Here is a 12,313-nt window from a genome sequence, read left to right as displayed (position 1 = left end):
TGCTAGCGATGCGGGCAACTCGGTTCAACTGACTAAACCAGCACCTGCCGGTTTTCGGCCATGTACTCGAACACCTGCTTCTCCACACGCGGGTGAATCAGCTCCACCGGCCGCCGGCCGTTGGGGCACGGCAAGGTCTGGGTGGTGCCGAACAACCGGCAGATCAGCGGTCGCTCGTCATACACCGTGCAGCCATTTGGCCCCAGGTGCACACAGTTGAGCTCTTCCATGGCCGCGTCCTGCTCGGCGCGGGTCTTGCGCGGCAGGCGGGACATTTCCTCGGGCGAGGTGGTCACCGGCCCGCAGCAGTCATGGCAGCCCGGCACGCACTCGAACGTGGGAATCTGCTGACGCAGGGTGCGGATTTTCTGACTGTTGCAGGTCATTGCAGCGGTAACCGGAACGAAATAGGCGGCAATTGTGCCGCAAAAGCCGTGATCCAGACACCACGGGCCGACCAATGTTGCCCGGCCTCGGGCCTGCGGCTTATGCTCCGTCAAATTTTCTCGACACCCGCTCAGGATGACGCCCATGAATGCCCGCGCCCAAGCCACCGCGAGCCAACCCCACGTTGCCTCTTATTACGCCGCCAGCAGCCTGCCGCAACCCGATCATCCGGTGCTGCAAGGTGAATTGATCGCGGACGTGTGCGTGGTCGGTGGCGGTTTTTCCGGGCTGAACACCGCGCTGGAACTGGCTGAACGGGGTTTGAGCGTGGTGCTTCTGGAAGCGCACCGGATCGGCTGGGGCGCCAGCGGTCGCAACGGCGGGCAATTGATTCGCGGGGTAGGCCACGGCCTCGATCAGTTCGCCAACGTGATCGGCGCCGACGGCGTGCGTCAGATGAAACTCATGGGCCTGGAAGCGGTGGAAATCGTCCGCCAACGCGTCGAAAAATTTCAGATCCCCTGCGACCTGACCTGGGGTTACTGCGATCTCGCCAACAAACCTTCCGACCTTGAAGGCTTTGCCGAAGACGCCGAAGAGCTGCGCGGCCTCGGTTACCGCTACGAAACCCGCCTGCTGCAAGCGAACGAAATGCACACCGTGGTCGGCTCAAAACGCTACGTCGGCGGCTTGATCGACATGGGCTCCGGACATCTGCACCCGCTGAACCTGGCACTCGGCGAAGCCGCAGCAGCGCAGCAACTCGGGGTGAAGCTGTTCGAGCAATCGGCGGTCACCCGCATCGACTACGGCCCAGAAGTCCGGGTGCACACAGCTCAAGGCTCAGTGCGAGCGAAGACCCTGGTGCTGGGCTGCAATGCCTATCTCAACAATCTGAATCCGCAACTCAGCGGCAAGGTGCTGCCGGCCGGCAGCTACATCATCGCCACCGAACCCCTGAGCGAAAAACAGGCCCACGCCCTGCTGCCACAGAACATGGCGGTCTGCGACCAGCGGGTGGCGCTGGATTACTACCGGCTCTCGGCGGATCGCCGCCTGCTGTTCGGCGGCGCTTGCCACTACTCGGGGCGTGATCCGAAGGACATCGGCGCGTATATGCGGCCGAAGATGCTCGAAGTGTTTCCTCAGCTCGCTTCAGCGAAAATCGATTATCAGTGGGGCGGGATGATCGGCATCGGTGCCAACCGTCTGCCGCAGATTGGCCGACTCGCGGATCAGCCGAATGTGTATTACGCCCAAGCTTATTCCGGTCACGGCGTGAATGCCACGCACCTGGCCGGCAAGCTACTGGCCGAGGCCATCAGCGGCCAGCACAGCGGCGGCTTCGACCTGTTCGCCAAAGTACCACACATCACCTTCCCCGGCGGCAAACATCTGCGCTCGCCATTGCTGGCGTTGGGGATGTTGTGGCATCGCCTTAAAGAACTGGTCTGATGGACTTTCAGCGTCCCTGAAGACGACTTCGCGAGCAAGCTCGCTCCCACAGTTGACCGCGATCTGCCTGCCAGACACGGTCGAATGTGGGAGCGAGCTTGCTCGCGAATCTAAAGATCACCGCAGAGTTCAGATCCGCCAGAACGGCTTCAACCCCTCCTCCATCGCCTGCTCGCGGGTCAGCCCGATGTCCTTGAGCTGCTCCGGCGTCAGACGCAGCAACGCCTTGCGCGTGTGCAGACGATGCCAGAACAGATCCCAGCGACTCAGGCCGGACGGTGCGTTGCGCATGATCTCGTTGCGCGCATTGTCCTGTTGCCCTGCCTCCAGTTCCTGACTGTGTAACATCAGCCGCACATCGCTCAAGCCGTTCATTTTCATTGCTCCTGTTTACTTGGGTAGCCAGAGATTCCATGATGCGCGGGCGAGCAAAAGCATTACAGATTCAACACACCTGTATTAATTCCATACAGATTTGCTGTTCCTGAGACTGAATTGTCGATTTACGCCGCATCTGTACTGGTTTAACGAATCATCTGCATCGAGGCAGTGCCATGACGCTCTATGTGAACCTCGCCGAATTGCTCGGCACCCGCATCGAACAAGGCTTCTACCGTCCTGGTGACCGCCTGCCGTCGGTGCGCGCCTTGAGCGTAGAACACGGGGTCAGCCTGAGCACGGTGCAGCAGGCCTATCGGATGCTGGAAGACAGCGGCCTGGCCACGCCGAAACCCAAGTCCGGGTACTTCGTGCCGGTCGGGCGCGAGTTGCCCGAACTGCCAGCAGTCGGGCGTCCCGCGCAGCGGCCGGTGGAAATTTCCCAGTGGGATCAGGTGCTGGAACTGATTCGTGCCGTGCCGCGCAAGGACGTGGTGCAGCTCGGTCGCGGCATGCCGGACATCTCGTCCCCGACGATGAAACCGCTGCTGCGCGGACTGGCCCGTATCAGCCGACGTCAGGACATGCCCGGTCTGTATTACGACAACATCCACGGCACCCTCGAACTGCGCGAACAGATTGCCCGGTTGATGCTCGATTCCGGCTGCCAGTTGAGCGCCAGCGATCTGGTGGTCACCACCGGTTGCCACGAAGCACTGTCCACCAGCATCCACGCGATCTGCGAGCCCGGCGACATCGTCGCGGTGGATTCGCCAAGCTTTCACGGCGCCATGCAAACCCTCAAAGGCCTGGGCATGAAAGCCCTGGAAATCCCCACCGACCCGCTCACCGGCATCAGCCTCGAAGCCCTGGAGCTGGCGCTGGAGCAATGGCCGATCAAGGTCATCCAGCTCACACCCAACTGCAACAACCCGCTCGGCTACATCATGCCGGAGTCGCGCAAACGCGCCCTGCTCAACCTGGCCCAGCGCTTCGACGTGGCAATCATCGAGGACGATGTGTATGGCGAACTGGCCTACACCTACCCGCGTCCGCGCACGATCAAGTCCTTCGACGAGGATGGCCGTGTGTTGCTGTGCAGTTCGTTTTCCAAGACTCTCGCGCCGGGATTGCGCATCGGCTGGGTCGCGCCGGGTCGCTATCTCGAACGCGTGCTGCACATGAAATACATCAGCACCGGTTCCACCGCGCCACAGCCACAGATCGCCATCGCCGAATTCCTCAAGTCCGGACACTTTGAACCGCATTTGCGGCGGATGCGTTCTCAATATCAGCGCAATCGCGACGTGATGATCGACTGGGTGACCCGCTACTTCCCGGTCGGCACCCGCGCCAGCCGACCGCAGGGCAGCTTCATGCTCTGGGTCGAATTGCCGGAAGGTTTCGATACGCTGAAACTGAATCGTGCCCTGCACGATCAGGGCGTACAGATTGCCGTCGGCAGCATCTTTTCCGCCTCGGGCAAGTACCGCAATTGCCTGCGCATGAACTACGCGGCCAAACCGACAGCGCTGATCGAGGAGGCCGTGCGCAAGGTTGGCGCGACCGCGATCAGGCTGTTGGCCGAGGCCGATTAATCCACCGTAAATGTACCCTGACCTTCAAACCGCTCCAGATCGACGGGGCGGCTTGACGCGTCATCGACCCGCGCATCGAGCTCCAACACCACTTCCAGCAGGCTGCCCTGGATACCGGCGTCCGCCCGCCATGGAACAACGTAGATGCCCGGTCGCAGGAAATCACCTTCGACCGGTTGGCCGCTGTCCAGCCGCCAGGGCACCGCCGCACCGTCGAGACGCACGGCCACGATGCGCAGTTGCAACGTGCCCGCCGCCCAACGGAAACGTTGCGGATCGGCCGGGGGCGCGACAAATGCCCAACGCATCAAGCGCACGTCTGGACAGTGCACCCGCAAGTGCACGCTGCGCAGACCAAATCCCGGGCCCTGGCCATCAAGCGCCGTGCGTTGCAGCAGGTCGGCGCGCGTTGCGCTACCCAGGTTCACGCTCGCGGGCGACAGGCTCGACTGACACATTCCGGCGCCTGACGCCGATTGAAATACCAGGCACAGCAACACGATCCAAACCGGCAAAATTTTCATCAGATGCACTCGTTCAGGACAGCTCGGCCGGCGCGCAGGTGGCATCGACCCGCTCGATGAGCGCGCTGTCGTCAGGGGATTCGGAAAGCGGGAAACGCAACACGCACTGCGTGTTGTCAGGGAGTTGCACATGCAGGCGCTGACCGGCTTTTGCGTCGGGCAGAAAAATCGTTCCGGCATCCTGGACCGTTGTCAGGTAGCGGCCCTGTTCATCGTGAACGCTCAACCCCTTGGCCAGCCATTGCCGGTCGGCGGTCATTGCGTTGAGCAACAATCGCCGGACCGTGACGAGCGAGAAGTCCAGATGCTGCACCGACCCACGGGCCGGCTGCACCTCCTTCACCCCGTCGAGCACTTCAACGTTGCGCGACAGGCTGAGCGGGTCGACTTCCAGCCGTGCGGTCGACCAGGCCGGCAGGCTCGCCGCGACGGCGTGGCCCGAGCCATCGGTCCAGACTGGCCCTTGAGGCGTGTTCAGTTTTACGCCCGATCGATCACCGGCCTTGAGTACGCCGAAGGTGTCGCGCAGGGGATAAGGCGACAACGTTGCGCCATCGCGATGCAGCGCCACACCACCGCGCAGCCCTACATCGTAATCGGTCGCCCCGGATCGCTGGCCGACGCCAACGTCGAGGCTGGTGTAGCGCGGCAGCGCATTGAAGCGAACGCCGTAGCTCGCTGCCGCCTCGTCGCGGTATTCAGCGTTGGCGCTGTAGGCCAGGTTTTCACCCAGTACATCGCTGACGGCCACGCCCCGGCGCAGGCCGGATCGGTCATCCCTGCGCAAATAACCGCGCAGTCTTCGCTGGCCACCCAGCGCCATCCCCAGTGTCAGATAAGCGGAGTTGCCGAGGCGATCGGACGCCGTATCGCCAATGGCACGCTCCAGGTTCAACGACAGACTGATGCGCTCAGGCAATGTGCGAGACCAGGACAGGCCAAGACGCGACTGCGACGGCTCACCCTGAGTCGAATATCGCGACCAGGTCGCCCCGAATGCACCCCATTGATCCACCGAGCCGGTGAGAGAAAACACCAGGTGATCGCGACCGGGTGATTCGGCCCGGTGAAGGTCCTGATCCCAGCCGGTGTCTGACAGCGTGCGAAAATTCCGGCTCTGGCGCACCGCAACCAGGCTCGTCGACAGGTGTTCGGACAGCGGCGCACTGAGCGTCAGTTGCGTCTGCCTGCCTCCCGCGCCATTGGAGCGGTCATCGGACAGCACCTGTCGCAGGCCCAGTGCGTAGCCCCCTGCCCACTGCCGCTGAAGGCCCCAGCCTGCCGACAGGTAGTCGGTTGCCGCGAGCACACCGGCGGTCAGTCGTGTAGCCTGCCCCCAATCCCAATCCTTGCTGAATGTGGTGAAAGAAGGTGTCTGTCGGTCGTCCGAGCCCAGCCGTCGCACCGAACCCAGCGCAAAGTTGAACCCGCTCGGCCCGGCCCATTGCGCTTCGTGGAGACTCGCCGCCGGCACCCGCAAGCGCCTCGCCTGCCCATCCTGTTCGTGGACGGTCACGTCCAGATCAATCTGATTGCTCAGCAGCGGCAGCGCTCGCAGCGTGAACGGCCCACTCGGCACCATGGTGGTGTAGATCAACACACCGTTCTGCCGGACTTCAATGCGGGCCGGCGAATACGCGACACCCTCCACCTGCCCGCGCGCGCCGTCCTGCGCCGTGCGCAACTGCGTGAATGCCGCTTCCGGCAGGATTTGTACACCGTTGAACGGCTCACCGGCAAACAAGCTCGACGCGAGATTCAATTGCCCGACCTGCAGACTGGCTTCGGCGTCCTCCAGGGTTCGCGCACCGTAGGCATACAGGTGCTCGAACCGCGAGTTGCCGGCGGTCGACGTGTAGGACTGCCGGCTGCGCAGCACCCAGTCCCCGGCATTCAGGCCGACCTCCGTGCCCAGGCTTTGAAACCTGTCGTGCCGGCCTTGATGCTGACTGCCGACCATCAGCGCGTCGTAGTTGAAAACGCCGGCCGTACCGCCATGGGCGAAGTTGTTGGACGCACGTTCCGGCAGCATCAGACTGTCGGTCGGTACCAGCAGGTCAATCCGTTCGCGTCCCGGATCCAGTTGCACGACCGCTTCGGGAAATCCCTCCACCAGCGTCATGCACTGCGCCGGTTGCAGCTTGTCCATCGAGGTGGGCGGGCGTACTCCCGCAGCGTTCAGCCATTGGGGGTGCAGGCACAATTCGCCGCGCTCGTTGAATGTCACACGTACACGGCCTCTGGCCTGTCCGTTGACCTCAAGCGCCACGGAGTGCTCGCCTTGGGTGAAGCGCGGCGCCTCACGAAAGTACGCCGCCAACGCGGGATCGATGCCTCGGTCTTTCAACACGCGGGCGTCAAACTCCAGTGACTCGGCCGCCAGCACGGTGCCGTTAGCCGCGAGCAGCAACACGCCAAAACGAGCGCAGAACTTCATCAGCGGGTAACCGGCGCGTCGTAATGATCGACCGCAAAGCCGTAGGTGGTGGCCGGAAAAATCCTCACCGCCATCGTCTGTGCCGAGGTGTGTAAGGGCAGATCAGCGTGCATTCGCTCGCCGGGCAAGATGTAGGTCTTGGGCAGGTTCGCCGAGCGGGTGCCCGGCAGAGGCACAATGGTTTTCGCCAGCCGAACCACATAGGGGCTCGGATTGACGACCTGCACACCAGTAGCATCCATTGACCAAGTCAGCAGCTTCCACGGCTCGCGCTCGACCGGCAACCCGGCGGGACGCAAAATCACCGGCAGGTTCTGGCGCACACCGAGGGTGACCCGCGCTCCGGCAGCGTCACTGGCCGGGCTGATTCCCTCGAAGATCACCCGCTTCAGGTGTTCGGTTTTCAACGGTTGTCGGTTTTGCAGAATGAATCGCACTTGCTGAATGCCGCCCGGCTCGACCCGGGCAATGGGCGGGGTGAAGACCAGCAGGACGTCGTCACTGTCCTCGATGTTCTCAACGGTGGTGTGCAGCAATGCGGGATGCGTGTCGGTATTGCGCACGTTCATCACCGCCTCACCCATGCCCTCCTCCACCAACAGCACCGGCGTCTGCGGAACCATTCCGGCGGCGTGGGCCAGCGGCATTGAAAACCATGCGGACAGGCACAGCGGTGCCGTCTTGAGAGCAGACTTGAAAGAAATGAGCATCGGGATAATCCGTGAAATCCTGGATGCGATCCGGCAGAGGCCGGACCGCGCTCGCGTGCGCCAGTCAGTCCCGGTGCGTGAGATTCACCGGGACGCCGCCGTCAGAGGTAGAACATGTCGAACGTCACGGAGCCATCCAGCGGGATTTCGTTGGCAATCGGCAAGGCGTTGCTTGGGCCGATGATCGGCAGCAGGTGCATAGGGAAACCATGGTGGCGGGCGGCAACCGGACCGGTCGCGGCGCTGACGCCCCACGAGTACAACTGTGGCGCATTGCTGACCAGTGTGCTGGTCGGCACAAGCCATGTTGGGGCCGCCAGGGTACGGGTCAGCAGCGTCTGGGCATTGCCGTCAGTCTCCGGAATGCCGTGACGCAAGGCGAAACCACCAATGGGTGTGCCGTTGATGTCGCCCAACCCGTAGAACAACTCCGGACTGTTCTGGCCAGCACCATCACTGATGCCCGGCAGCTTGGTGCCGGCGCGGTTGTCACGCACCGACACTTCCACCGGAGCCGGTGCATCGCAATTGATGTGCAGGGACACATCGCGACCGGCCAGCAGGGTCTGGGTGGTCGGATTCAAAGTCGCCGCCGAAATCTTGCGCAGATCCACTGTGCTGCCACCGGCAAAGGCCGGAATGCAGGAGGTCGGAATAATGGTGCCGATGACATTCAGGTCAACGCTTTCTGCCATTGCCATTGTTGGCAGCAGCGCCGCCGCCAGTACTGCAAGACGGTATGTCTTTTTCATAAGCCGTAATCTTCCATTTGATTGACAGTTCAGTCCCTACAAACTTGGTATGTAAGTAAGCGGGCTGATGATTGCGGCTTATGAGAGATAAATCTGTAGGAAACGGGAGCGCTTAAACAGCGAAATCACGACTGGTTTAATAGGTAATTTGAGCTTGGTGGCGAGATCCTACGCTGCAGTGGCCGGATGTTTTGAACCGCCATGTCTCCGGGGTCCGAGCTTCAGTACGCCTGAAAGCGCAGATCGGTCCCGAACCGGGTCAGGTCGGCAACCCGGGTCTGCGCTGACCCTACCCGCCCTTCAAGTTCCACTTCGACGTCCATACGCTGACCTTCCAGTGCAACGCCCGCCCGCGCGGGAATCAGACGTTGCCCGGCGGGCCAGACAGCCGCACCGGATGGGACACCCGGTTCAAATCCAAGCCACTGCACGGCTTTGCCATCCACCCGGACAGCCATCACATGGACCCTCAACGCCCCTGCGCCAAACCGATAGTCCACGGCATCCGCTGCCGGCGCCGCCAGGTCGAGTCGCAGCGCAACTGTCCGCTCACACTGAACGGTGATCTGCACCCGTCGGCGCCCGAAACTCAACTGGTCATTTTCCAGGGGCTGCTGCAGCAACTGACCGCGCGTCATCACACCAAAATCGATGGAAGGCTGCCCCAGTCTGACTGCACAGCCTGACTGCGCTTGGGCCTGATCGGCGATAAACACGGCACTGAGCAATGCCAGACCGATCGTGCCGGTATTCAAACGATGCATGGTGACTGACTCCTTAAACCGTGTGGCAGGTGGCTTGCGCCGTTTCAAACAGCAATTGGGTGTCGGGGTGTTCACCGAGGCTGTAGACCAACCGGCAGCGACTGCCATCGGGCAACACCACGTGCAAATTCGTGTCTGGCCGGACATCGGGCAGGAAGATCGTGCCGGCCTCCAGTACGTTGGTGATGTACTGCCCCTGCGCATCGAAAACGGCTCCGCCCTTGCGCAGAAGAACGTTGTCGGCGGTGCGCGCCTGCAACAGCAGGCGCCGCGCGGTCACCATGTCGAACGCCAGATGCGCGACCGCACCACGTCCGGCTTCGACCTCTTGAAAAGCGTTGTGCACATCGACATTGCGCCCCAGGCTGGCCGTGTCGAGTTCGACCCGTCCTTTGCTGTATGCCGGCAGACTCGCTGCCACGGCGTGCCCGGAATGATCGGTCCAGACCGGGCCACGCGGAGTGTTCAACTTGACGCCCGCGCTTTCGCCGGCCTTGAGCAAGGCGAAGGTTTCGCGCAGCGGATAGGGCGACAGCGTCACTCCGTCACCGTGTACCAACGCACCGCCGCGCAGGCCGATGTCATAGTTCCGGTTACCGGCGCCACTGCGGGAATAACCCATGTCCACCTGACTATAGCGGGGCAACAGATTGACCCGTCCGTTGAACCCGGCGCTGCCGTCATCCGGTCGCTCGGCGCCGATGCTGTAGGCCAGGGTGTCGCTGAGCTGTTCATTGAATCGCAGACCGCTGCGGGTGCCACCGACCTGATCATTGCGCACGTCACTGCGCAACGCCTGGCGCGGCCCCAGAGGTATACCGACACTTAAATAGACTGCCGTTCCGCGGGCATCGTCCGCCTCACCCGCAACGTCGCGCTCCAGGGTCAATGTCAGATTGGCCCGGCGAATATTCTGCGACCACGCGAAAGCGACCCGGGAAGTAGCCGTGCCGTCAAACATGGAAAACCGGGAGTAACTGGTGGAAAAACCACCCAGTGTCGAACTGCTGGCACTGAGGTTCGCCGTCATTTGATTGCGCACTCTCACGAAGGGCTGATCACTTTTCTGGTCCCAGGTGGTATCGGACAGCGTGCGAAAATCCTGCGTCTGCTGCGTCATCGCGAGACCGGCTGACAATCCTTCGCCGAGCAGACCGTTGGCCGTCCATTGCAACTGTGTTCCGGACAGGGCCTGATCGTGCGTCCGGGAAATCACCTGACGCCCCCCGAACACCAGACGATCCCCCAGCGTCCGTTGCATCGCCCATCCCAGCGACTGATAGCCAGTGCCGAGCATTGCGCCACCCGTGGCCTGCCAGCGCGGGCCGAGCCGCCAGTCCCTGCTGGCGGCGGCAAACGATGGCGCATACCGCTCATCCCCGGCATAACGCCGTACACGCCCGGCGGCCAGTCCGTAGCCTGGCGCTCTGCCCGGCATCACACTTCGCAATTGGGTCGCGGGAACAATAAAACGCCGCTGCTGACCGTCCTCCTCGTGCACCGTAACCTCCAGATCAACGTTCTGGCTGAGCAACGGCAATCCCGCCAGCGTGAACGGTCCGCCGGGCACCACCGTGGTGTAGATCAAAGCGCCGTTCTGAGTCACCTCGATCCGGGCTGAGGAATAGGCAATGCCTTCGACTCTTGCACCGGAGCTGTCCTCATCCAGCTCTATCAAGGCCAGCTCCGGCTGTACCTGAAAGCCATTGAAAGCCTCACCGGAGAACAGGGGCGAAACCATGTTCAACTGTCCCATCTGCAGATTGGCCTGATAGCGCTCGGAGGTATGCGAAGCGTAGGCGTACAAGTGCTCGACGCGGCCCTGCCCGGCCAGCTCACTGTAGGCCTGGCGGCTGCGCAATGCCCAGTCCGCCGTGTTCAAGCCGATTTCGGTATTGAGGCTGCGGTATTGCGAGGACTGCCCGGCATAGTGGCTACCGAGCAACAACGCGTCGTAATTGAACAGCCCTGCCGTACCCCCGTTAACGAAACTGCGCCGGGCCGGGCTATCAGGCAGTAACGCGTCGGTTGGCACCAGCAGCGCAACGTGTTCACGGGACGGATCAGCTTGCACCACCGCGTGCGCAAAGCGCTGGACGAACAACTCGCATCCCGGTTCGGTTACAGACTCGGCGTGATCCGGAATACGGATGCCGCCACGCTCCAGTAGTGACGGCGTAAAACACAACTCGCCCTCAGTATTGAACGTCACCTGTAACCGCCCCTTGGGCACGCCGTTGACCGAGAGCGTGACCGCCTGCACTCCCTCACGAAAGCGCGGGGCCATGCTGAAATACTCCGCCAGACGTGGATCCAGCCCGCGCGACTTGATCACTTCCTGATTGAATTGCACCCTGACCTGCTCTGCGCCGTGGGTCGACGAATAACCCAGGGCTCCCATCAGCAAGAGGCCGCCGAACCACCGCGAATGCATCAGTCCAGACCCAGAGGTGCATCAAAATGCGCAATGGCGAATCCGTAAGTGGTCACCGGGAACAACCGCACGTGTGTCGCCGCTTGTCCGCGCTCAACAGTTCCACTTAGCGTGAGCGTTTCACCGGGCAGCACATAAGTGCGCCCCAGATCCAGCTCCCGCTGTCTTGGCAGCAACATCACCGAGTGCCCCAACCGTACAACATACGGACTGGGGTTGCGCACCTGCACCTCGGTGCCTTTTTGCGACCACAGCAAATGCTTCCAAGGCTCGCGGTCGATCGGTAAGTGCTTAGGACGTAAAATCGCCGGAATGTTCTGGCGTACGCTCAAGCTTATCTGAGCATTACCTGATGAATCCTGAGGCGCTATGCCTTCGAACACCACGCGCTTGAGACGCTCGGTCTTCAATGGCTCGGCGCTGCGCAGGATGAAACGAACGCGCTGGGTCGCGCCGGCTTCGACCCGGGCAACCGGTGGCGTCAGCAACAGCAATGACTCGGTGTCTTGCGGCACGTCTTCGACAGAGGTGTGCAACAGCGCCGGATGCGGCTCACTATTGAACACGTTGATCCCCGCTTCACCCACCCCTTCGTCCAGCACTACGATCGGCGTTTCCGGAACCATCCCCGCCGCCCGGACACTACCGGGCCCCCATAGACCAACCAGCAATACACCGGTGATGGCATTGCGCACATAAGCATTCATATTGTTGTCCACACGCGAACGCGAAACTGGCAGTGACGCCGAGCAACGGGACTGCCGACCGGGTTGATTACAAGCGACAGGCCTCGCAAGCACGCAAAGCCTGTCCATTGTCCTGCGCAGGGTGCGCGACACTGATCCGCCCTCTGTTCAAGGCAGTCGTGTGCTCC

General features: G+C 62.1%; 11 protein-coding genes. 2 read left to right on the top strand and 9 right to left on the bottom strand.

Annotated elements, in window-relative coordinates; genetic code table 11:
• Positions 1 to 32: 32 nt before the first annotated feature.
• On the bottom strand, positions 33 to 386 hold the full coding sequence (locus N8H71_RS05180) for a YkgJ family cysteine cluster protein (RefSeq protein ID WP_262193177.1): 354 nt from the start codon (positions 384 to 386) through the stop codon (positions 33 to 35).
• A 145-nt stretch (positions 387 to 531) separates the two neighbouring features.
• On the opposite strand from N8H71_RS05180, the gene N8H71_RS05175 reads away from it, so the two are divergent.
• Complete coding sequence (locus N8H71_RS05175) at positions 532 to 1,842, top strand: NAD(P)/FAD-dependent oxidoreductase (protein ID WP_262193176.1); 1,311 nt, start codon at positions 532 to 534, stop codon at positions 1,840 to 1,842.
• Between the two features lie 129 nt (positions 1,843 to 1,971).
• On the opposite strand, the gene N8H71_RS05170 is transcribed toward N8H71_RS05175, so the two are convergent.
• The gene (locus N8H71_RS05170; RefSeq protein ID WP_262193175.1) at positions 1,972 to 2,217 is read right to left on the bottom strand and encodes a DUF1127 domain-containing protein; all 246 of its coding nucleotides are present in this window, start codon (positions 2,215 to 2,217) and stop codon (positions 1,972 to 1,974) included.
• Positions 2,218 to 2,396: 179 nt separating this feature from the next.
• Between N8H71_RS05170 and N8H71_RS05165 the strand changes: the two genes are divergently transcribed.
• Positions 2,397 to 3,818 carry a PLP-dependent aminotransferase family protein gene (locus N8H71_RS05165; protein WP_262193174.1) on the top strand — a complete coding sequence of 474 codons (1,422 nt, stop codon included), beginning with the start codon at positions 2,397 to 2,399 and terminating at the stop codon, positions 3,816 to 3,818.
• On the opposite strand, the gene N8H71_RS05160 is transcribed toward N8H71_RS05165, so the two are convergent.
• The 7 genes from N8H71_RS05160 to N8H71_RS05130 form a co-directional block, all read right to left on the bottom strand.
• Positions 3,815 to 4,342 carry a hypothetical protein gene (locus tag N8H71_RS05160; RefSeq protein ID WP_262193173.1) on the bottom strand — a complete coding sequence of 176 codons (528 nt, stop codon included), beginning with the start codon at positions 4,340 to 4,342 and terminating at the stop codon, positions 3,815 to 3,817. The genes N8H71_RS05165 and N8H71_RS05160 overlap by 4 nt on opposite strands.
• Positions 4,343 to 4,355: 13 nt before the next feature.
• The gene (locus N8H71_RS05155) at positions 4,356 to 6,779 is read right to left on the bottom strand and encodes a fimbria/pilus outer membrane usher protein (protein ID WP_262193172.1); all 2,424 of its coding nucleotides are present in this window, start codon (positions 6,777 to 6,779) and stop codon (positions 4,356 to 4,358) included.
• Positions 6,779 to 7,489: a fimbria/pilus chaperone family protein gene (locus N8H71_RS05150; RefSeq protein ID WP_262193171.1), complete on the bottom strand. Its 711-nt coding sequence runs from the start codon at positions 7,487 to 7,489 to the stop codon at positions 6,779 to 6,781. The genes N8H71_RS05155 and N8H71_RS05150 overlap by 1 nt, the downstream gene beginning before the upstream one ends.
• Before the next feature lie 101 nt (positions 7,490 to 7,590).
• Positions 7,591 to 8,241: a DUF1120 domain-containing protein gene (locus N8H71_RS05145; RefSeq protein ID WP_262193170.1), complete on the bottom strand. Its 651-nt coding sequence runs from the start codon at positions 8,239 to 8,241 to the stop codon at positions 7,591 to 7,593.
• Between the two features lie 221 nt (positions 8,242 to 8,462).
• The gene (locus tag N8H71_RS05140) at positions 8,463 to 9,005 is read right to left on the bottom strand and encodes a hypothetical protein (protein ID WP_262193169.1); all 543 of its coding nucleotides are present in this window, start codon (positions 9,003 to 9,005) and stop codon (positions 8,463 to 8,465) included.
• 13 nt (positions 9,006 to 9,018) lie between these two features.
• On the bottom strand, positions 9,019 to 11,439 hold the full coding sequence (locus N8H71_RS05135; RefSeq protein ID WP_262193168.1) for a fimbria/pilus outer membrane usher protein: 2,421 nt from the start codon (positions 11,437 to 11,439) through the stop codon (positions 9,019 to 9,021).
• Positions 11,439 to 12,146 carry a fimbria/pilus chaperone family protein gene (locus N8H71_RS05130; RefSeq protein WP_262193167.1) on the bottom strand — a complete coding sequence of 236 codons (708 nt, stop codon included), beginning with the start codon at positions 12,144 to 12,146 and terminating at the stop codon, positions 11,439 to 11,441. Before N8H71_RS05130 ends, N8H71_RS05135 begins: the two co-directional genes overlap by 1 nt.
• Positions 12,147 to 12,313: the final 167 nt, after the last annotated feature.

The sequence above is a fragment of the Pseudomonas koreensis genome (assembly GCF_025447595.1).
Classification (GTDB): Bacteria; Pseudomonadota; Gammaproteobacteria; order Pseudomonadales; family Pseudomonadaceae; genus Aquipseudomonas; species Aquipseudomonas koreensis_H.
The sequence above is the reverse complement of the archived record's forward strand: the minus strand, read 5'-3'. Positions and strand labels throughout refer to the sequence as shown.

Excerpts from the sequence above, each read along its gene's own strand:
- N8H71_RS05170 (WP_262193175.1), bottom strand. The coding sequence starts at position 2,217 with ATGAACGGCTTGAGCGATGTGCGGCTGATGTTACACAGTCAGGAACTG.
- N8H71_RS05180 (WP_262193177.1), bottom strand. The coding sequence starts at position 386 with ATGACCTGCAACAGTCAGAAAATCCGCACCCTGCGTCAGCAGATTCCC.
- N8H71_RS05130 (WP_262193167.1), bottom strand. The coding sequence starts at position 12,146 with ATGAATGCTTATGTGCGCAATGCCATCACCGGTGTATTGCTGGTTGGT.
- N8H71_RS05140 (WP_262193169.1), bottom strand. The coding sequence starts at position 9,005 with ATGCATCGTTTGAATACCGGCACGATCGGTCTGGCATTGCTCAGTGCC.
- N8H71_RS05160 (WP_262193173.1), bottom strand. The coding sequence starts at position 4,342 with ATGAAAATTTTGCCGGTTTGGATCGTGTTGCTGTGCCTGGTATTTCAA.
- N8H71_RS05155 (WP_262193172.1), bottom strand. The coding sequence starts at position 6,779 with ATGAAGTTCTGCGCTCGTTTTGGCGTGTTGCTGCTCGCGGCTAACGGC.
- N8H71_RS05165 (WP_262193174.1), top strand. The coding sequence starts at position 2,397 with ATGACGCTCTATGTGAACCTCGCCGAATTGCTCGGCACCCGCATCGAA.
- N8H71_RS05175 (WP_262193176.1), top strand. The coding sequence starts at position 532 with ATGAATGCCCGCGCCCAAGCCACCGCGAGCCAACCCCACGTTGCCTCT.
- N8H71_RS05135 (WP_262193168.1), bottom strand. The coding sequence starts at position 11,439 with ATGCATTCGCGGTGGTTCGGCGGCCTCTTGCTGATGGGAGCCCTGGGT.
- N8H71_RS05145 (WP_262193170.1), bottom strand. The coding sequence starts at position 8,241 with ATGAAAAAGACATACCGTCTTGCAGTACTGGCGGCGGCGCTGCTGCCA.
- N8H71_RS05150 (WP_262193171.1), bottom strand. The coding sequence starts at position 7,489 with ATGCTCATTTCTTTCAAGTCTGCTCTCAAGACGGCACCGCTGTGCCTG.